The 20228-nt window shown below is 38.4% G+C and carries 21 protein-coding genes; all 21 read left to right on the top strand.

What is annotated here, in order from left to right; genetic code table 11:
• Positions 1-360 (top strand): phage major capsid protein (locus GGQ84_RS13770; protein WP_429163391.1); only part of this gene is annotated, 360 nt, incomplete at its 5' end.
• A gap of 97 nt (positions 361-457) precedes the next feature.
• Complete coding sequence (locus GGQ84_RS13765; RefSeq protein ID WP_429163390.1) at positions 458-643, top strand: hypothetical protein; 186 nt, start codon at positions 458-460, stop codon at positions 641-643.
• Between the two features lie 8 nt (positions 644-651).
• Positions 652-1215, top strand: a complete 564-nt coding sequence (locus GGQ84_RS13760; RefSeq protein WP_429163389.1) for a head-tail connector protein — start codon at positions 652-654, stop codon at positions 1213-1215.
• Between the two features lie 2 nt (positions 1216-1217).
• Complete coding sequence (locus GGQ84_RS13755; protein ID WP_429163388.1) at positions 1218-1541, top strand: phage head closure protein; 324 nt, start codon at positions 1218-1220, stop codon at positions 1539-1541.
• Positions 1534-1905: an HK97-gp10 family putative phage morphogenesis protein gene (locus tag GGQ84_RS13750; protein WP_429163387.1), complete on the top strand. Its 372-nt coding sequence runs from the start codon at positions 1534-1536 to the stop codon at positions 1903-1905. Before GGQ84_RS13755 ends, GGQ84_RS13750 begins: the two co-directional genes overlap by 8 nt.
• Positions 1902-2228 carry a hypothetical protein gene (locus GGQ84_RS13745; RefSeq protein WP_429163386.1) on the top strand — a complete coding sequence of 109 codons (327 nt, stop codon included), beginning with the start codon at positions 1902-1904 and terminating at the stop codon, positions 2226-2228. The genes GGQ84_RS13750 and GGQ84_RS13745 overlap by 4 nt, the downstream gene beginning before the upstream one ends.
• A complete protein-coding gene (locus tag GGQ84_RS13740; protein ID WP_429163385.1) occupies positions 2228-2809 on the top strand; it encodes a major tail protein in 582 nt (193 codons plus the stop codon). Before GGQ84_RS13745 ends, GGQ84_RS13740 begins: the two co-directional genes overlap by 1 nt.
• 16 nt (positions 2810-2825) lie before the next feature.
• Positions 2826-3125 (top strand): phage tail assembly chaperone G, encoded by a 300-nt coding sequence (gene gpG, locus GGQ84_RS13735; protein WP_429163384.1) that lies wholly within the window; start codon positions 2826-2828, stop codon positions 3123-3125.
• An 11-nt stretch (positions 3126-3136) separates the two neighbouring features.
• Positions 3137-3292 (top strand): hypothetical protein, encoded by a 156-nt coding sequence (locus GGQ84_RS13730; RefSeq protein ID WP_429163383.1) that lies wholly within the window; start codon positions 3137-3139, stop codon positions 3290-3292.
• A gap of 44 nt (positions 3293-3336) precedes the next feature.
• Positions 3337-5913 carry a phage tail tape measure protein gene (locus GGQ84_RS13725; RefSeq protein WP_429163382.1) on the top strand — a complete coding sequence of 859 codons (2577 nt, stop codon included), beginning with the start codon at positions 3337-3339 and terminating at the stop codon, positions 5911-5913.
• Positions 5913-6620, top strand: coding sequence for a distal tail protein Dit (locus GGQ84_RS13720; RefSeq protein ID WP_429163381.1), 708 nt, complete (start codon positions 5913-5915; stop codon positions 6618-6620). The genes GGQ84_RS13725 and GGQ84_RS13720 overlap by 1 nt, the downstream gene beginning before the upstream one ends.
• A complete protein-coding gene (locus GGQ84_RS13715; RefSeq protein ID WP_429163380.1) occupies positions 6620-8524 on the top strand; it encodes a phage tail spike protein in 1905 nt (634 codons plus the stop codon). Before GGQ84_RS13720 ends, GGQ84_RS13715 begins: the two co-directional genes overlap by 1 nt.
• A 15-nt stretch (positions 8525-8539) precedes the next feature.
• Positions 8540-9595, top strand: a complete 1056-nt coding sequence (locus tag GGQ84_RS13710) for a hypothetical protein (RefSeq protein ID WP_429163379.1) — start codon at positions 8540-8542, stop codon at positions 9593-9595.
• 24 nt (positions 9596-9619) lie between these two features.
• Positions 9620-11266: a hypothetical protein gene (locus tag GGQ84_RS13705; protein WP_429163378.1), complete on the top strand. Its 1647-nt coding sequence runs from the start codon at positions 9620-9622 to the stop codon at positions 11264-11266.
• 11 nt (positions 11267-11277) lie between these two features.
• The gene (locus GGQ84_RS13700) at positions 11278-11694 is read left to right on the top strand and encodes a phage holin family protein (protein ID WP_429163377.1); all 417 of its coding nucleotides are present in this window, start codon (positions 11278-11280) and stop codon (positions 11692-11694) included.
• Positions 11691-12689 (top strand): N-acetylmuramoyl-L-alanine amidase, encoded by a 999-nt coding sequence (locus GGQ84_RS13695; RefSeq protein ID WP_429163376.1) that lies wholly within the window; start codon positions 11691-11693, stop codon positions 12687-12689. Before GGQ84_RS13700 ends, GGQ84_RS13695 begins: the two co-directional genes overlap by 4 nt.
• A gap of 116 nt (positions 12690-12805) precedes the next feature.
• On the top strand, positions 12806-13444 hold the full coding sequence (locus GGQ84_RS13690; protein WP_429163375.1) for a MerR family transcriptional regulator: 639 nt from the start codon (positions 12806-12808) through the stop codon (positions 13442-13444).
• Positions 13425-13994, top strand: a complete 570-nt coding sequence (locus tag GGQ84_RS13685; RefSeq protein WP_429163374.1) for a PIN domain-containing protein — start codon at positions 13425-13427, stop codon at positions 13992-13994. The genes GGQ84_RS13690 and GGQ84_RS13685 overlap by 20 nt, the downstream gene beginning before the upstream one ends.
• A gap of 261 nt (positions 13995-14255) precedes the next feature.
• Entirely contained in the window at positions 14256-15938 is a 1683-nt protein-coding gene (locus GGQ84_RS13680; protein ID WP_429163373.1) for a recombinase family protein, read from the top strand.
• Positions 15895-17565 carry a recombinase family protein gene (locus tag GGQ84_RS13675; protein WP_429163372.1) on the top strand — a complete coding sequence of 557 codons (1671 nt, stop codon included), beginning with the start codon at positions 15895-15897 and terminating at the stop codon, positions 17563-17565. Before GGQ84_RS13680 ends, GGQ84_RS13675 begins: the two co-directional genes overlap by 44 nt.
• Positions 17566-17661: 96 nt before the next feature.
• The coding region (locus tag GGQ84_RS13670) for a recombinase family protein (protein ID WP_429163371.1) at positions 17662-20228 on the top strand (2567 nt) is incomplete at its 3' end.

Here is a 20228-nt window from a genome sequence, read left to right as displayed (position 1 = left end):
TTGATGGAACGCCGTATGAGGGGAAACTCTCACGTACGGTGTGGAACGGGGGAAAAGGTGGAGATTATATCAAAGCCTTACCTATCGTTATCATCAGTTCAAGTAGGAGAGCCGGATAAGATATTAAATAATCCTGTAAAAACCTCTGCCTTTATACCAGAGATTAGTTCAGGGGAAAAAGTAGTAGCCTTTGGGGACTATTCCTACTACTGGATTGCAGACCGTCAGGGGAGATCATTCCAAAGACTAAATGAACTTTATGCTGTAAGTGGCCAAGTAGGTTTTAGAGCTTATCAGAGAGTGGATGGGAAACTGGTACTTCCAGAAGCCGTAAAGGTAATGGCGATGAAGGCATCTTAAAAAATTTATTTAGCAATAGACACTAAGACTTAAATGAGAGGTCTTTTTTTTATGCCTCTCTTTAAGTCTTTCGATCTATTCAGTGGAGGTGATGCAGATGAAAGTGAAGATTAAAAGTTCCCTATCAGGGCTTGATTTTAGCTATAAAAAGGGCGAAGAAGTAGAGCTTTCTGAGAATAGGGGAAAGACATGGATAAAAGCCGGAGTGGCCGTAGAGGTAAAAAAACAAGGAGCTAGTAAGAAAGCATCCAGTGGCACCTCGGAGTCAAAAGATGATGGGTAGGTGAGAAGATGAACATAAAAGTCCTAGAAGAAATGGAGCAAACCGTTCTCTTATTAGAAGAAGTAAAAACCCATTTGCGGATAGACATAGAGGATGAGGATCAATATCTAAAAGTACTTGTAGCTGCGGCTATAGACTTTTGTGAAAACTTCACGGGAAGAGCAATTAGTAATAAAAGAATAGAGATTATTTTGGATGCATTTCCAACGGACAATATAAAAATCCTATGGTATCCAATTAAATCTGTCAACAAGGTTACCTACATAGACCAAAAGGGAGTATTAAAGGAACTGGACGACAGTAACTACCAGAGCATATTAGATGTAGAACCCCCTGTTATTATTCCTAAAACTTCATGGCCACAGGGCACCGTGAATACTCCTGGAGCAGTTCGCATTGAAGCTCTTGCAGGATATGAAAGAGTGCCTAAAAGTATAAAAGAAGCACTCCTTTTGCTGGTGGGCCACTTTTATGAAAACCGAGAAGTTATGCGAGAAAGATATGTCCGTGGAAGTGAAATCCCCTTTTCTGTTTCAGCCCTTTTGTACCCATATAAAGTTTTGAGGTGGTAGGGGTGCTTGGAGATTTAAGACACCGGATTATTTTGCAAAAGAAAGTCAGCACCATAAATCCTAACGGCTTTATGGTAGAGGCTTGGGAGAATATAAAAACAGTCTGGGCGGCAGTTAGTAATCTTAGGGGAAGGGAGTTTTATGCGGCAGCTCAGGTGCAAGCAGAAAACACAGTGAAATTTACCATAAGATACACAAAAGATATTGATACCCATATGCAAATTATCTTCAATGACAAACCCTACAACATAATAGCCATTGACAATATAGATTATAAAAATCGCTTCATGGAAATTAGAGCCCAGGAGGTGGGTGGAAGTGACTAATATTGAAGTAGAGGGAATTGAACAAGTACTAACTGAAATCCAAAAGCTAGAAGGAAAAGGAAAGAAAATTGAAAACAGGGCTTTAAAAGAGGCGGGAAAAGTAGTAGAAGAAGCCATCAAAAGTGAAACTCCTGAGAGAACTGGAACTCTTAAAAAGAGTATAAGCACCTCAGGAGTTAAAACTAAAGATGGCTTTAAACATGTAAAAATAGGGCCAGATAAAGAGGGTTGGTATGGCATTTTTGTGGAATTTGGCACTGTAAACATGAGGGCAAACCCTTTTGTGGGAAGGGGTTATGAAAAGTCTAAAAATCAAGCTATGGCTAAAATCTCAGAGGAATTGCGGAAGGGGTTAGGGCTATGAGTATTAACCATGATATTCTACAAACCCTAGTTGATTTAAATGTACCTGTAGCCTTTCAGACCTATAGTGGAAATGCCAAAACCTATATCACCTTTTTTCCCTATCTAGATAAACCAGAGCAACATGCTGATGATGAAGAGAAAATTACAGGCCAATATATTCAATTAGATATCTGGTCTAAGGAAGATTATACAAGCCTTTCAGAACAGGTTCACAACAAGATGAAGCAGGCGGGTTTTATTAAACTAAACTTTTATGACCAATACGAAAAAGACTTAAAAGTGTATCACAAGGCAATGCGATATCGAAAGGAGGAGCTGTAATGGCGCAGATTGGTTTAAGGGAGTTACACTTTGCTACTTTAGAAGAAGACACCAAGGAGAATCTAACCTATGGAGAAATTGAAAAACTGGCAGGAGCAATTAATGCTACTATTAACCCTACAGTAAATACTCAAGAACTTTATGCAGACGATCAGCTGTGGGAGTCAGTGTCTGCCCTTGGAAAGATTGATGTGGAGATTGAAACAGCAGAACTTCCCCTCACTTTAAGAGCAAAGCTCACAGGGAGCAAACTAGAAAATGGGGTGCTTATAGAAAAGGCATCAGACTCACCACCCCACATAGCGCTGGGCTTTAAAAGCCAAAAGTCTGGTGGCAAGTACAGATATATTTGGCTTTTAAAAGGAGTAGCAGAACCCATGGCAGAGGATTATTCCACAAAGCGAGATAATGTGGAGCACAAAACGCCGCAACTAAGGTTTGTCTTTATGCCCAGAGCCCATGATGGAGAGTGGAAGCATACTGCCGATGAAGGAACCCCTGAATTTACAGGAGAAGAAACTTGGTTTGACAGTGTTCCTGGGGATACATCTGAAGAAGGTGAGGAAGAACCTGATGAATAGAAAGGCGGGATAGCAGATGAATATAACTCTGAAAATTAATGGTAAAGACAAGAAGTTCACCACAGATTTTATTTCAGCCAGAATGGTGAGAAGAACTATTGAAGTGTCTAAGGATATAAACTTTAACGATATGTCAACAGATGAACTAGATAAAATGGTGGGTTATGTAGCGGAACTCTTCGGTGGGCAGTTTACTATAGATGATGTGTATGATGGCCTTGCTTCAAAAGAACTCATCCCGACAATCATGAATTGCATTAATGAAGTAGTTGGAGGAATAGGAGCAGAAACTGCAGGTGATGAAAAAAACGACTAGAGGGGAATGCAATGGATCCCCAAGAATTTATTGACCAGATTTACCTATCACTTTTAGAACAAGGGTGGACTTTAAATGAAATAGACACCATGGATATTATCTACTACTTGCGATTGCTAAAGCGAAAAATGGGAGAAGAAAAAAACTATATTGATAGCGTTTTATAGCACCTGAGACAGGTGTTTTTTTATGCCCGAAAGGAGGTGAGGGCATGACAGACATCGGGCAGCTTAATGTAAAAGTGGGTTTAGATAGCACCGGATTTCAAAATGGGATAAGCAATTTAAACCGAGAGATGCGAAAAGTCCAATCAGAGTTCAAGCTGGCAAACTCAGAACTTGGAAAGCATGGCAGTGAACTGGACAAATTAAGAGTAAAATCTGATTCCCTTACTAGCCAAAAGGACTTGCAAGCTAAAAAAGTTGCAGCTTTAGAAGCAGCACATAAAAATGCTGTTGAAACCAAAGGAGCTCATTCGAGAGCTGCACAAAATTTAGAAATCAAATTAAATAAAGCAAAAACTCAGCTAAATTACATGGAGCAGGACTTAAAAAGTGTGAACCAAGAGATTGAAAGGCAATCTTCTGGTTGGTATAAGCTTGGGAAAAGTCTAGAGCCAGTAGGCAAATCCATGCAGGACATAGGAACCAAGATGGAGGGTGTGGGAAAGGGTTTAACCAAAAAGGTCACAGCACCTCTTGCAGGCATAGGTGCAGCTGCTGTTAAAATCGGCTCAGAATTTCAAAAAGAGATGAGTAAAGTCCAAGCTATCTCTGGTGCAACTGGGAATGAGTTAGAAAAACTAAGCGACAAAGCAAAAGAAATGGGATCTAGTACAAAGTTCAGTGCCAGCCAATCAGCTCAAGCTCTAAACTACATGGCCATGGCTGGCTGGGATACAACAGAAATGCTAGATGGCCTAGATGGAGTAATGATGCTAGCCGCTGCCAGTGGAGAAAGCCTCGCCTCTGTTTCCGATATTGCCACTGATGCCCTCACTGCCTTTGGGATGCAAGCTTCAGAAGCTGGAGATTTGGCAGACCTTTTAGCCAGTGCTTCCAGTAACGCTAATACCAATGTGGGAATGCTAGGTCAGTCCTTTAAATATGTGGCACCTATCTTTGGCTCTCTTGGGTACTCAGCAGAGGATGCGGCCCTGGCCCTAGGTCTTATGGCCAATGCAGGAATTAAATCAAGTCAGGCTGGGACAAGCCTTAGAGGAGCGATAACTAGACTGGCACAACCTACGGGAGAAGCGGCAAATGTTATTGAAGAACTGGGTCTAAACTTAACCGATGCTCAAGGGAACATGCTCCCTTTTAGAGATGTGATGGATCAGCTGAGAGACTCCTTTTCAAATCTAAGCCAAGAGCAACAGGCCCAATACGCCTCCACCCTTTTTGGACAACAAGCTATGAGTGGTATGTTGGCAGTAATCAATGCCTCGGAGGAAGATTATCAAAACCTGACCCAAGCAACCAGGGATTATAACGGTGCTGCAGGAGAAATGGCAGATGTGATGGAGGATAACCTGCAAGGACAGTTGACCATGCTAAAGTCCCAGCTAGAAGGGGTGGCAATTCAAATTTTTGAAATTCTAGTGCCCCACCTTACAACATTAGTAGAACATGTACAAAATGTTGTAGAAGGGTTTTCAAACCTGAGCCCAAGAACCCAAGAGATTATTGTAAAAGTGGGTGTTCTAGCTGCTGCGTTAGGGCCACTTCTCATTATTGGAGGTAAGATTATTGCTGGTGCAGGTGCTATCATCGGAGCCTTTTCTAAGATATCCCTAGCCATTGCGGGAAAAACTGCAGCGGTAGGTGCAGCAACAACTGCAACAGGAGGACTAGTTGCCATAAAAGGAGTACTGGCTACAGCCTTTACAGCCTTAACCGGCCCCATTGGTATTGCTGTAGCGGCCATTGTGGGCATTACAGCTGTGGGAGTTACCCTTTGGAAAAACTGGGATACAATAAGGGAAAAAGCCGGCGAACTAGGGAGTTCTATAAGTGAGAGCTGGAACTTCATCAAAGAGAGCACTGCTGAAGCTTGGGAAAATGTAAGGGTGGGAATTAGTGAAAGATGGTCTAGTATAACAGAAAACACTTCTGAAAGTCTGGGCAGCATTAGAGAGAATGTCAGCTCAAGTTGGGAGAATGTAAGGGAAAGGACAGCTCAAACATGGGAGTTTTTAAAATCCAATACTGCCTCAACTTGGGAAAGTATGAGAAATCGCATTGAAGAAAACGGTGGCGGGATAAGAGGTGTTATTACCACTTATACAGAGGGATATAAATCTGTTTGGAGTGGAGCCTTAAACACAATGGATAGTGTAACCGGCAATAAGTTTTCAGCTATGGCCACTAAAGTGTCAAATGCCTTTAGTGAAATTAAAAGCTCTATCCGAAGTGGGATCGATAGAATTAAAGAGTGGAATGCCACAACAGTTAGAGAGAAGGTATTTAGCATAACGGAATCCGTTAGGCAAGTATTTTCTAGTGGCAATGCTCCAGAGAAAAATTTTAGTGGGACTAGTTTCTTTAAGGGCGGTCTCACTATGGTTGGAGAACTAGGGCCAGAACTAGTAGAGTTACCGAGGGGAAGTAAAATATACAACGACCATCAAACCAACCAAATCCTTGGGCAAAATTCTGAAGAAAAGGGGCAGGGCATCACGCTAAACATTGATAAGTTTATCAATAACAGTGATAAGGATATAGAGCAGCTGGCCTACGAATTAGAATTTTATAGACAGAAAATTTCTTTGGGGAGGGGTGGTGCTTGATGCTTAAATTTAGTTTTGGTGGAAAAAACAGTTTTTCTGATTATGGAATTGTAATAGCCACAAGACCAACCATCCCATCACCAAAAAGAAGAGTTAACCACATTGATATCCCAGGAAGAAACTCAAGTATACGATATGATGAAAAGACATATGAAGATACTACCATTCTAGTGGAATGTGCCCTTAAATCAAGTGAAAACTTACTAGGGAAAATTGATGAAATAAAAGCGTGGCTGTTTAATGCAGGCGAGAATGATTTGATTTTTAGTTTTCAACCTGAAAAAAAATATATAGCCCAAGTGGTGAATGCTATAAATTTCACCCAAGTTTTTAAATATACCTCCAAGTTCCCGATTGTTTTTAACTGTAGACCTTTTAAATATGCAGTTTTAAACCAGCCCTTAAATATAACTGAAAGTGGAGCGAGTATTAATAATCCAGGAACATTGGAAAGCTTGCCAATAATATCAGTGTACGGTTTGGGGGATATAAACCTCATTATAAACGATAGACAGATAGAATTAACAGATGTAGATAATAAGATTATCATAAATTCTGAAATAGAGGATTGCTATGATGACGGCTTCAATAATCTAAATTCAAAAATGAACGGGGCTTTCCCAACATTAAAGATTGGCCAAAACATCATCCAGTGGACGGGAAATGTGGAAGAGGTTGAAGTCCTCCCAAACTGGCGGTGGTTATAATGCTTGTTGTTTTTGACAAAAAGACCAGTAAAGGTAATTTTAATAATAATGGTTTGGCTGTATTAGATGAATGTATAATAGCAGAGATTACAGAGGAACTAAATGGAGACTATAGCCTCTATATCGAATATCCTACAGACACACCAAAAGCAAAGCATCTTGTAGAGTTTAATTTAATAAAGGCTAATAACCAGCTTTTTCGCATATACAAAGTAGAAAGACAGCAAGAAAATATAAGAAGAGTAAAGGTATGGGCAAGGCATATTTTCTATGACCTGGCTTTTTATTTTGTAGAAGCAGTAAACCTAATAAATGCCAATATGAAAGAAGCAGTGGAAGGAACCATCCCTCCAGAGGCACAGTCAATATTTGAACTAAAAGCACCGGCTAGAAATATTTTTCCTGTCAAAATGAGAAATATAAATGCTCTAGAGGGACTTTTTAACTTAATTGAAATCTATGGTGGAGAACTAATAAGGAATAATTTCAAAGTAGAGGTACTTGAAAAGCGAGGGGACGAAAATGGAGTCACTATAAGATACGGTAAAAACATCAAGTGGTTAAAGGCCATTATTGATACCAGTGAATTTGCAACAAGGATATATCCTATTGGAGATAATAATTTAGTTCTACAGGAAAGATATATAGAAGCAGAAGGCAGGGTTGCCAATATTCTGCCCTATCCTATCACTAGAAAGGTTGAATTTACAGGCTGTAATGATGTAGAAAAGTTAAGAAGTTTAGCTCAGGAACATATTAAAAAAGCATCTAACCCCTTTATCAATATTACAGTAGATTTTTTAGAACTGAGTAAAATAAAGGAGTATGAAGAGTATGCAGATTTATTTCGGATGGAGCTTGGTGATGTAGTAAAGGTGGAACATGAAAAGCTAGGGATTTACTCTGAACTCAGAGTTATAAAAAAAGTGATAGATCTGCTTAACCCCATAAACACAAAAATAGAGCTAGGAAATCCTTTAAGCACTATTATAAACAGATTGGATTTCACAAATGTAGTGGCAAGGCTTGAGCGAAAAATTGAAGGGTCTGAAAGTGCAGTGATTTTAAAGAAAAATAGCGAGCCAATAACTATAAGTTCCACGTCTTTTTATCAAACCATTGTGGTAGGAATATCAGCGCTAGCTGACACGAACCTATCCTGCAATGTAACTATTAATGGTTCTGCAAGCACAGACCTTGTTCTTCATATGAGGTTTTCCTTAGATGGAGAACACTATGATTTTCAGCCTAAACAACATTTGGCAGAAGGAGATAATGTAATTAGTATAAACTTACCGCTCCCTCAAGTAACAGCAGGCAAACACGCCTTTGTGGTTGAAGCAAAAACCTCTGAAGGCACTTTCCACATAGACAAAAACAATCTTCAGATATCCATTGAAGGTAGGTATTTAGAAGGTGGACTGAGCCCAAGCTTACCTAGAGCAGAAGTAATGCAGGGAATTTCTTATTTACTGTATTTAAGTAAGATTGATGATTACATAGATGCCTTAAAAACCGAGGAAACCATATTGAAAATTGAAGATGAAGAGATAGAAAATATCCAAGAAATAACCTACAGTGAAACTTTAAACAAAGCACCCACAGCTATAGATTCGGTGACTGAAATTACAATGGTTGTAAGTGGAATTCATCAAACAGCTAATGAGAATTTCTACCTAAATCTGAATACAGATGATTGGGTTAAAGACTTTAGTGAATTAGTAAATGTAGGCGATGACAACTTTGAAATGAAACAGTATATTACAATCAAAGAAGTAAAACCAGTTATATATGGTGAAAAGGGAGCAGCTCTTGGGGCAGGAGCTGCTTTTACTGTGGAGTTTTCTGATCAGAATCAGTATGAAGATTTGATAGATTTTCAAGTGGAATTAATAGAAAAGTAGCAAGGGACTGGGGAGGTGTCTCAAATAGAAACATTTGAGGGAGAAGATTTAAAATATAACTTCACTGGGGATTGGGAAAGGACAACTCAACGGGCCTATGAAGGGAACTACTCTTTTGGAAGTAAAAATATAACCCACAATCAACAGACCAATGCGTACCTTACAATTAATACAGATCACATAGAATTCTATTGGTATGTGAGCTCTGAAAATAACTATGACTGGTTTGAATTTTATATAGACGACACAAGAGAAATCAGGGCATCAGGAACTAACAACTCTTGGACTAAATTCTCAAAGGAGTTAACACAAGGAGAGCATACATTTAGATGGAGGTATGTAAAAGACCGCTCAGTAAGCCATGGAGACGATAGAGCTTACATCGACAATCTAATTATAAACCTTGGAGACAAGCGATATTTTATAGAGGATGAGGGGCTGCTTAAAGTTTGGAATGAAGATACTGAAAAGTATGCACCTGTAGAGAGTTTTGATGAACAGTTAGAAGAAACCATTCAACTTACAGCAAAAGATTTATCAGAAGAGGTTTTTATGGAATACGGGATGGATGAATTGGTGGCAAGTAGAGAGGGGCTTAGTGACAGTCGGCCTAAAATACATCACTTTACTACAGAAGAGGAAGTTGTAAATGCATGCAGCAATTATGTGCTTAAATTAACTGAAACAGTGACAAGTTTGCCAAAAATAGTGACTGAAAATAAAGGGAGAAACTTACAAGAAAAAATTAAAGAAATTATTGTTGAAGATAATGTGAGCGGCACAGGAGATTTACAATACGCCCTAAGTAAAGACAAGGAGAACTGGTATGTCATTGATGAAAATAACGCAGAATGGATGTCAGTAGACATAACAGATGATGCGGACTTTGCAGCAAAAGGAATGAGAAAAGTTGATTTTGAGGATATAGAAGAAAAACAGTATGAGGAGATATTTCACCCAGGCGATGAGCTTTTTTTTGCCTATAGATTTTATAAAGAACAGCAATCAGACGAGTGTAAGTTAAAAGCAATTAAAATCAATTACATTGTACCTGTAAATGTAAGCATTTAAAACACTGGGGGAGGAGGCAAAATTTTGGCTATTAGAGAGATTATAAGTTTTAGCAAAGACTGTTTAACAGGAGAGATTAGTACAGAAAAGAAAGTCAAAAAAGACAATGGGATAAAAGGAAAGGTTTTAGTGGAGCTTTTTGATGCTAATAACGAGAAAAAGATAAGGGAGACTTATACTGAGAATATTATTCCAGACGTAATTTTTAAGGATATATTCGCAAGGTTTTTTGCAGGGGATGTAATGGGGATTGGAAACACAAATCACGATAATACAAAAGATTTATTTAGCCATATCTATCTTACAGATTCCACCAAACCAGAATTAAAAACGGCAGAGAGAGTTTTAGGAAATGTTATAGGCTATGCTCATAGAGATAACACATACTCTGGTGATGCCACAGATAGGGGGACAATTAATACTGCAGAAACTAAGATGGAGGTGGAAAACAATAGAATTAGAGTAAACTTTGTGTTTGACTTTCCCACCCATGCAGCTAATGGCGAATTTGAAAGTATATTTTGGGGAGAAGCCCCTACAAGGAAAAATGCATTTTATTCGGGCCCTTCAATATTTGGAAGAAACTATACCGGTGATGGTCATATCCTTGTATATAATGACGATGATAATAAACACATATATTGGAGCCTGAGGTACTTAATAGATGAGAGCGCATCAAAACACACCATTTATACTGATTATCATAAAGGGTTTACTTTATTTGATGCTACCCATTTCAGTGTGGATTCCAACTTAATTAAATTCCCAGAGGACTTAAAGGGGCATCAGGTCATGATACCCTTTGATTACAATATAGATGGGTTCGTAAACTGGAATCAAGCGACTACTCTTTTAAACGAAGATGGTGAAGCAATAGAATCACTGACAAAAGCCATACCTGTATTAAAAGAAGATGGAGATGTTGACTATTATGTAGGGTTTTATAGGTGGAGTGGTTTATTGATAATATATAAATGGAGTAGTGTAGGTGTTTTGCAAAGCAAAGTAAGTATTGATGATTATGCCATAGAGTTTCAAGACGAATATGGAGCGGATTTTAACTATAGAGATATTACAATAGATCCAGTATTTTGGGGTGGAAAAATAGAGATAATGGGGTATAACTCAAGAACTGATCCCAATACAGATGAAACCATTTACTCTAGTAGATTAATTAGATTAAATCTAGATGGGACAAAGCATAGTGAGTTAGATTTAAAACCGCGGACAGGAAATGCTCATTGGTTTATTTCAAATGGGATGGATGGCGGTAATATAGAAAGAAGGTGCCATGTATCATCTCTTTCAGGGAGAAGTAAAAACAGGCTATATATTTATTACAACGGTGTTAATGGAGGAAATAGTTTTTATCAAGTGATAACGGCTGATGGAAATCTTTTAGAAGCTTATAGAGACCAGTGGGATTTTAACGCAAGCAATTTTAAACTTTTCAACAAAATAGGAACGGACAAATGGATTAGTCAATATAAAAACCATAGTACACATGGAACTAACCGATATTATTTTGGGATTTACTATGGAGCGACCTCTATGCCCTGTGGAGCCCATACAAAACTTGTGAACCCAGTTCAAAAAACAGATGCCAACACCATGAAAGTTCAATATATGTTTGAGATTGACTTGGTAGACTATTTGAATGACTTATATTAGGGGGGAAGAAAATGAAAAATTTTATTAATACATTAAACATTTGTTTTTCAGCCGTTGGTGGTTACCTCGGGTGGTTTTTAGGAGGATATGACGGTTTTTTGTATGCCCTTATTATCTTTGTGGTTGTAGATTATTTAACTGGAGTCATGGTAGCAATTTTGGAGAGAAAACTCTCTAGTGATGTAGGTTTTAGAGGAATATTTAAGAAGGTCATGATTTTTACCATGGTAGGCATGGCCCACATAATTGATAGTGAAATTATAGGTGACGGTAGTGCCTTGCGCACAGCGGTCATCTTTTTTTATATCTCTAACGAGGGGATAAGCATTATTGAAAATGCGAGTATAGTCGGGTTACCTGTACCTGAAAAAATAAAAGCTGCTTTGGCCCAATTAAATGGAAAAGAAAAGGAGAGAAGAAGTAAATGAAACTAAACACTAGGTATATGGAGAATAATGACTGCTACAAAATTGGAAGGAAAATAACACCGAAGGGGATTATGGTTCACTCAACTGCTACCCCGGGCGTTATGGCGGCAGATTGGTTTAGTCGCTGGAATAGGTCTTATAAGGCTGGAGAAATTAATCGACAGGTGTGTGCTCATGCTTTTTTGGATGATGTGGAAGTCTGGCAGTACCTGCCATGGAACCATAGGGGCTGGCACGCTGGTGGAGCTGCCAACAACACTCACATTGGCATAGAAATTTGTGAACCTAATGGCTTTACTTACTCCAATGGGGCTAACATGATAGGGTATGATGCAAGGAAGCAGAAAAGATACTTTAGAAAAGCGTGGCAAAATGCAGTTGATTTGTGTGTAATGCTCTGTCAGAAGTATGGGCTCAGTGAAAGGGATATTATCTGCCACAGCGAGGGTCATAAAAAGGGGATTGCCAGTAACCATGCCGATGTGATGCATTGGTTTCCTAAACACGGTGAGTCTATGGATTCGTTTCGGGCAGCGGTTAGAGTAGCTTTAAATAAAAAAGATGAGCCTCCGGATTCACCAACTGGAATTGCAGTAGATGATGTGGTAGAGATTAAAGCAACTGTAGATAGGTATTACCCCGGTGGTCCTGTTATTCCCGATTGGGTGAGGCAGGCTTATTATCATAAGGTGACTCAGGTGATTTCAAACGGTAAGCCGGTCATTAAGGGTGGCAAGGCATGTGTGCTTTTGGGTAAAAGAATAGATAAGAAATCAGGGAAAGAATCTGTCGGCATTATGAGCTGGATTGATAAGGGGGCATTGATTGTTATAGTGCCAAAGGAAACTGAAAGATCACCTGAAGCTAAAAAGCAAACGGTAGATACGAAATACTATCGAGTACAGGTGGGGGCTTTCTCGGAAAAAGAAAATGCTGAGGACCTGCTAGGGAAAATAAAGGCAGCGGGGTTTAAGGGTTTTGTTAAATATGAATAATGAGTAATTTATAATGGTTTAATTTATTTTGAAAAGAGTTTGTTGCTTTTTGTTGTGTTTGTTGCATTTTGGTTATAATAATACTATAATAAAGTTAGAGAAAGGAGGTTTATTTCATGATTGATCTATATGAGAGAGTTCAGTCAGATGAAGAGCGTGTTTGGGATAGTGTAATTGTTATGTTGCGAGAAGACAAGAAAGATTATGCTCAAGCTATTTTTAAATCGATAATAGAAAAAACTTTTTTATTATTCAAGCAACCAGTAGAATTTATATATGAAACAAATTTTAAAATGCCTTCAGAAGACTGTATTTATAAAATTAAACATCTAGATATTGAAATAAAAAAGAACCTACGGGAAAAAAGAATTGATTCTGCTGGGAAATTATTAGTTGAATACCTAGAGAATCTTTCTAAAACATCTGACATTGATTACAAGGAAATAACCTCCGATATAATTACTAATTTATATTCACAATCATTTAATTGTACCTGCTATAGAGTTGAAGAGGGAGCTAACGCAGCTACCACTTCGGAGGCTGCGGAAATACTGGGTGTTTCAACTCAAACCATGCGTAGGTGGCTGGAGCAAGGAAAATTCTTAGAGGCATTTCAAACAGAGGGTGGGCATTGGAGAATTCCAAAAAAATATTTCAAAACTAGTTTAGAACAAACTAGAAAAGCTGAACAATTAATGAAAGATATTGATAAAAAACACTCTACAGGAGAGTTAGATGAATTTGACCTTATTTAGCCGGCAGCCAAAAGTTTTTATAGATGCCACTGTTCTCTGTGGGGCTTTAATAACTGATAAGATAAATCGTCAAATAATTAGATTGGCAAGAACTAACCTTTTCTATACTCCAGTATTATCAAAGGTATGTCTTTTAGAATTTATTAGACACGCTGCTTCAGGATTTAAAGGAGGCAACCCCTATTCAAATTATGAAATAGAAGTATTTCTAGAATATTTTATAAACCCAGTATTAGAAGATAACCCAGCAGTTAAAAGTGTTGTTGGAAGATATGATTTTCGTGCAATAATGAAAGAACATCTTCCAATAGGACAAGTTCTATCAGAGTTAAGTGGTTGTTCAGATGACCAAGCTCGTGAAATTATTAAACAACAGGAAATGCAGGAACCTTTAAAGAAATTTGATACTAACGATCTGCATGTTTGGGTTACGGCAGTGCAAACTAACTGTGATCTAATATTAACTAGTAACTCTAAACGGTTTCCTGAGAGAATTGGAAAAATAAAAAGGATACATCCTGAAGATTTTTATAATTCAATTTCAGACTGATAGATATCACAGTTAAATTAGATAACGAGAGCTAGTGTGTAAATACACATTGGCTCTTTTTTTATGTGCGATTTTATCGATTTTATCTAATTATTCTCTTGCTATTTATTCACTTTTGAGTGATATATGTAATGAACCAATAAGCTGAAAAGCCGTTAGTACGGCTTTTGAGGGGTTTATGTTTTTAAAAAGCTGATTGAATGCTTATGAGCCCATGACATGAAAAATCAGCCTAAAAAGAATGAAAGGAGGAAAGCCAAAATGCAAGGCAGGTTATTTGAACAGACATCCCCGGTGGTCAATGATTACTTGCGAATTAATCCGGTACCTTTAGGCAATGACACGACTTTTAATGATGTAGGTTCAGAAGCTTTGCAGTCACAACCAGAGCGCTTGAAGGTAGCAAGCTACTGTCGTGTTAGTACGCTTTCTGACCCCCAGGAAGAATCGTTGGAGAACCAAATCATCCACTATACCAATTACATTCGCTCCAACTCTAAGTGGGAGTTTGCTGGTATCTTTTCGGACCAAGGCAAGTCGGGAACAAAAACCATGAGTAGGACAGGTTTTAATAAAATGGTTCGCTATGCACTTGATGGGAAGATTGATGTTATCCTTTGCAAGTCTATCTCCCGCTTTGCCAGAAATGTACTTGACACCCTTGATACAGTAAGACTTTTAAAAGAGAATGGCGTGAAAGTTATCTTTGAGAGAGAAAATATCGATACGGGGGAAATGCAAAGCGAATTTATTCTTACCATGCTAGCAGTAACTGCTCAAGAAGAAAGTCGTAGTATTTCTGATAATGCTACATGGTCTGTTACCAGGCGCTTTGAGCGGGGAGATCCAATCTTTGTAAGAGTACTCGGTTATACCAAAGATGAAGCAAAAGCTTGGATAATAGTTGAAGAAGAGGCTAAGGTGGTGAAAGAAGCTTTTGATGAATGCCTTAAGGGGAAAAGCCTAACGCAGATTGCCAAGATGTTCATTCGAAAAGGCTATAAGAAAGCCAATGGGAGAAGAGATTGGTCTGCAATTGCTGTGAGAGACATCTTAAAAAACGAGCGTTATACAGGTGATGTCCTCTGCCAGAAGACTTATACCAAAGATCACTTGAGCCAACGACGCATGATCAATGATGGCACAAAAACTAAATACCTTATTAAAGAGCACCATGAACCAATTGTGGGGAGAGAGATTTTTAATAGAGTTCAGCAGATTCTTGCCAGAAAAACTAGAAAAGTGAAGAAGGGGCCAAAGAAAACTTACCCTTTATCAGGAAGACTTGTGTGTGCAGAGTGTGGCGGTAACCTCCAGAGGTTTCTATGTAGGGGAAAAGTCACATGGCGATGCGGCAATAGTACAAAGAGCAAAATGCTTTGTAATATGACTGGCATCAGAGAAGAAAATATCCTAAAAGCAATCATGGAAGTTTTTAAAAAGAGATATCAGATTAATAAAACTGGCCCTAGTAAACATCAGAGTATCAAATTGATAAAAGAACTTCTAAAAGCATCATACATAGTAGAAGCTGAGCAGAATCAGCTTCGATTAGAACTTGAAAGAGCTCTTCAAGCAGAGAATGCGGCCATTATAAATTGTGCTGATACTACAGATTTAGCAAACAAACGCACTTCTATTGAAGAAAAAATTGCTGTAAGAAAACCCTGGTGGGACCTGATAGACAAAGACGATTTTTACAAGAAAGAAGCGTTAGATATTTTAGAAAAAATGAAATCTATGGAGGGGCTAACAAAAGAGTCAATGCAAAATATATACAATATCAAATTTCTCAGAGCTTGGGTGGTACGCGTAAAAGCGATATCACCTTTTTTGTTTTCCATTACATGGGTGAATGGTGATGAAACTGAAGTAGAGCTTAGGGAGGGGGAGAGTGCTATTGAATACAAAGATAAATGGGGAGAGCATGAATCCACATGTTAGGGTTATTCCTGCAACAGGTAGGACTGGTAGAAATGTTGAAAACCTAGGAGGGCAAAAGAAACGGATAGCTGCATATGCTCGGGTTTCAACTCTTCTAAATGACCAACAAAGTTCATATGAGCTACAAGTTGCATATTACACTGAATATATTCTAAAAAATCCCGCATGGGAGCTTTATAAAATATTCACAGACGAGGGGATTGGCGGAACTTCCACAAAGAACAGAACAGGATTTCTGGAAATGATTGAAGATGCGAAAAATGGAAAGATTGACTATATTATTACTAAATCCATCAGTAGATTTGCACGTAACACTTTGGACTGCATCTCAACGGTCCGCATGTTAAAGAACTTGCCAAATCCTTGTGGGGTCTATTTTGAAAAAGAAAATATAGATACATTAGATAGCAAGAGCGAATTTCTCCTCACGATCCTATCCTCGCTCGCACAAGAGGAAAGCCGCAGTGTGAGTGAAAACACCAGATGGTCATGGAGTAAAAGGTGCAGTCGAGGTGAAATACACTGCCCTACCACATACTTTTTGGGGTACGATACAGATAAAGATGGGAACATCATCATAGATGAAAAACAGGCAGCAGTAGTCAGAAGGATTTTTCGAGAATTTCTAGAGGGGAAGGGCACACCTACAATTGCACGAGGATTAATGAGAGATGGGATCCTTACAGCTAGAGGTAACCAGAAATGGACTGGCGATGCCGTATATAAAATTCTTAAGAATGAAAAATATATGGGCCACTGCCTAGCTCAAAAGACAGTCACTCTGGATTTCCTGACCCATAAGAGGGTGGCAAACAAAAATATTCAGCCCCAATACTATATCAAAAACAGCCTCCCAGGCATTATATCAGAAGAGGATTGGAATGCCGTCCAGGAAGAATTAAAACGAAGAAAAAATATGCTTCATGACCCTGATGGAAAATACCGGATGGGGTATAGCGGGAAAGCTCCTTTTTCCAATAAGCTCGTCTGCGGTATATGTGGCAGGCCTGTGATAAGAAGAAGGCTCACCTCCAAAAAGAAAGGGGAGAGGTACCATTTCTCAGCTTGGCAATGTCGGGTTAGCGCAAAATGCAGCAAAGAAGAAATTACATGTAACTCAAAATATGTGTGGGAAGAGGCGTTAGAGAAGGCTTTCATGAAATTACTCTTTGAAAGTAAAGAAGAGAAAGACCTAATCATTAGTGATGCAAAAAAAGCCATAAGTGAGTGCTCACTAGCAGATGAAGAAGAAGCACGATTAGTAGAATTAGAAAACCAAATAGATAGGGTAACAGACCAAATTAGCCAAATGGCAGCAAGAGAAACTGCTACAAATGACCCTGTATACGATGCTAACTTAAGACACTTGATTTACGAACAAGAAATACTGCAGATGGAGTATGACGGACTTTACAAGAACAAGCAAGAGAGTATTTTTCTAAAAAACCACCTTGAGGAGCTACTAAATTACCTGGATGAAATTGAAGAACCAACAGATAAGTTCAGAGATGATATCTTTTCTAAAACTGTGGAGCGAGGCACCCTGCATGAAAACTACCAGGTAGAATTCAAATTCAAATGCGGCATCACCCGCACCACTTACTCTAAAAGACATTTGCTAAAATAATAAAAAACTCCAATTCACTAAGAAATAACTTGAAATATCTATCTAGCTGAGGCATAGATAGGACAGGATTAAACCTTAGTGGAAAGGAGTTTTTTTGTGTCTAAATATCCAGAGTACTTTGAGTGGAAAAATGTATTGTGGGATCCCCTCTATGAAAAGAAAAAAAGCCCCGTTGACAATAAAGACCAAAAAACTCGTGTGGCGGCTTACTGTCGGGTAAGTGTTAAGCGGGAAGATGGATACAAATCCTTAGAAAATCAAGTAAGCTACTATACCCAATTTATCAAAAGCCAAAAGAACTACAGACTAGCAGGTGTCTACTTTGACTTTGGAATTTCAGCTGTAAGTAGCGATAAAAGAAATGGCTTCAAGCGACTAATTAGACATTGCAAAGAAGAAAGAATTGACTTAATTCTCACTAAAAACGTATCCCGATTTTCTCGAAACTCAAAAGAACTGCTAGAGGTGGTAAAGCAGCTAACTGAATTAGGCATTACAATCTATTTTGAAAGAGAGAACATAGACACCTCTAGAGACTACAATTCATTTATCTTCTCTGTTCAAGCTGCAGTAGCTCAGGATGAAATTGAGACTGCCTCCCAGCTTTGTAAATATGGGTATGAAAAAAAGCTAATGAAGGGCAAGCCCAACTTTAGAAACCCCTATGGCTATGATGTAACTTTTAAAGATGGTGAAACCATAGTGACTATTAATGAAGCAGAAGCTAAAGTCGTCAAGTGGATTTATCAGCAGTTCCTTCAGGGGAAAACCTACGCAGAGATTAACCGAGAGCTAATCAAAAATGGCATCAAAACTAAAAAAGGCAATATTCGCTGGGAAAGCACTGTGGTAAAAAAGATACTCACCAGTGTCGTTTATATAGGGAACAAACTTGCAAGATCTAGGACTAAAGATTTTCTAACTGGAAAGATCAAAAAAACAACAGACAGGGAGCAGTATTTAATAACAAACACTCATCCGGCCATAATCACCGAAGATGTTTTTAACTTAGCTCAAGAGCGAGTAAAAAAGGCAGGCAAAAAAAGCCATAACAGCAATAATAAGCAAAGAAAAAGGGCCTTTTCAAAGCGCATTATCTGTGGGCGTTGCGAGAAAAGGTACCGTGCCCAATACAATACAAGGTGGGACTGCCCCAATGCTCTTCCCAGTGTCAACTTATGTAAAGCAAAAAGGCTAAGTGATAATGAGCTTAAAGAAATGTCTTTAAAAGCTTTTCAAGAGAGATTTAACACATTAACAGAACTTATAAAAATTTTGCAACATATCAACCAGAATGATCACTTTGAATTTCATCGATTAAAAATGTTAACAGAGATTGAGATCCTTAAAAGCAAGGGCCTAGACATAGTAGCAAGAAGAGAAGAATACGCCAAGTTTGAAGAGCGGGTCTCAAAAATTGAAGCTGATAGAACTTATCGGGATCAGGCTATCAATTGGCTTACAAGCCTTAAAAATATAGATGAATTTAGGGATGAGATAACTGTAGAACTAATCAGAGCTTGGGTTATGGAAATAGCAGTTTATTCAAAGGATGCTTTTATCATAAAGTGGATTGATGAAAAAGAAACGGTAATTGGTGAAACTGAGATAGAAGAAATCAAAAAACAAATCACTGAACAAGAAATAATATCAACAATAGAGTTAAACCACAAACCACCAATCCAATTAGAACAAATAGAAGCTGCACTGTCAGTTAGCAGCAGAGAGGAGGTCAAGAACATGACTGTTGAAGCTCGCACTGAAGAAGTACAGAATGAGGTAATAAAGCTTGAGCCTGGAATGGGAATTGCGGCAGTTAAAAACCTTAAGAAAAGCCTTAGTAAAGCCAAAGCATTAAATATATTGAGCAAAAAGGATAAGAAGTTAAAAGTGGCATCCTATTGCCGGGTATCAACCCTTGAGGGTCAGCAGCAAGTATCGTTACAAACACAAATTGCTTATTATACCTACCTGATACTTAAAAACCCCCAGTGGGAATTTGCTGGAATTTATGCAGATAAGGGGTTATCTGGAACTTCTACTGAACATAGAGAAGAATTTAATAAAATGTTAGAAGCGGCAAAAGCAGGAAAAATCGATTTAATTATTACCAAATCAATCTCTAGGTTTAGCCGCAACGTGGTAGATGTTCTTGAAATAATCAAAACTCTAAGGGAACTACCAAACCCTGTGAACTGTTACTTTGAAAAAGAAAATATTAATACAGCAGATAAGGAAGCATCCATGTTAATTACCTTAATGGGAGCTGTTGCAGAAAATGAAGTGGTGAACCTTTCTAAAAATACCAGATGGGGTATTACAAAGCTTGCCCAGAGGGGTATCATTCATAAAACAACCAACATCTATGGCTATCATATTGATAAAGACCGAAACTGGGAGATTGTCCCCGAAGAAGCAGAAGTCATCCGCTTTATTGCCAAAGAGTATGTGGCAGGAAGTAGGTATAAAAATATTATTCAAAAGCTCCATGCTAAAGGGATAAAAAGTCCATCTGGTAAAGCCTATTGGAATGATCATCAAATCAGACAAATGCTAAAAAATGAAAAGTATAAAGGCGACTATCTGTACCAAAAGCACTTTACCCCTGAGGTTATCGGAAGTAAGATTAGAGTTAACAATGGAGAAGTGGCCCAGTACTATAT

The organism is Desulfitispora alkaliphila (assembly GCF_050433185.1).
Lineage (GTDB): Bacteria > Bacillota > Desulfitisporia > Desulfitisporales > Desulfitisporaceae > Desulfitispora > Desulfitispora alkaliphila.
The sequence above is the reverse complement of the archived record's forward strand: the minus strand, read 5'-3'. Positions and strand labels throughout refer to the sequence as shown.

Excerpts from the sequence above, each read along its gene's own strand:
- GGQ84_RS13725 (WP_429163382.1), top strand. The coding sequence starts at position 3,337 with ATGACAGACATCGGGCAGCTTAATGTAAAAGTGGGTTTAGATAGCACC.
- GGQ84_RS13765 (WP_429163390.1), top strand. The coding sequence starts at position 458 with ATGAAAGTGAAGATTAAAAGTTCCCTATCAGGGCTTGATTTTAGCTAT.
- GGQ84_RS13685 (WP_429163374.1), top strand. The coding sequence starts at position 13,425 with ATGAATTTGACCTTATTTAGCCGGCAGCCAAAAGTTTTTATAGATGCC.
- GGQ84_RS13730 (WP_429163383.1), top strand. The coding sequence starts at position 3,137 with ATGGATCCCCAAGAATTTATTGACCAGATTTACCTATCACTTTTAGAA.
- gpG (WP_429163384.1), top strand. The coding sequence starts at position 2,826 with ATGAATATAACTCTGAAAATTAATGGTAAAGACAAGAAGTTCACCACA.
- GGQ84_RS13695 (WP_429163376.1), top strand. The coding sequence starts at position 11,691 with ATGAAACTAAACACTAGGTATATGGAGAATAATGACTGCTACAAAATT.
- GGQ84_RS13740 (WP_429163385.1), top strand. The coding sequence starts at position 2,228 with ATGGCGCAGATTGGTTTAAGGGAGTTACACTTTGCTACTTTAGAAGAA.
- GGQ84_RS13745 (WP_429163386.1), top strand. The coding sequence starts at position 1,902 with ATGAGTATTAACCATGATATTCTACAAACCCTAGTTGATTTAAATGTA.
- GGQ84_RS13760 (WP_429163389.1), top strand. The coding sequence starts at position 652 with ATGAACATAAAAGTCCTAGAAGAAATGGAGCAAACCGTTCTCTTATTA.
- GGQ84_RS13700 (WP_429163377.1), top strand. The coding sequence starts at position 11,278 with ATGAAAAATTTTATTAATACATTAAACATTTGTTTTTCAGCCGTTGGT.
- GGQ84_RS13715 (WP_429163380.1), top strand. The coding sequence starts at position 6,620 with ATGCTTGTTGTTTTTGACAAAAAGACCAGTAAAGGTAATTTTAATAAT.
- GGQ84_RS13720 (WP_429163381.1), top strand. The coding sequence starts at position 5,913 with ATGCTTAAATTTAGTTTTGGTGGAAAAAACAGTTTTTCTGATTATGGA.
- GGQ84_RS13680 (WP_429163373.1), top strand. The coding sequence starts at position 14,256 with ATGCAAGGCAGGTTATTTGAACAGACATCCCCGGTGGTCAATGATTAC.
- GGQ84_RS13690 (WP_429163375.1), top strand. The coding sequence starts at position 12,806 with ATGATTGATCTATATGAGAGAGTTCAGTCAGATGAAGAGCGTGTTTGG.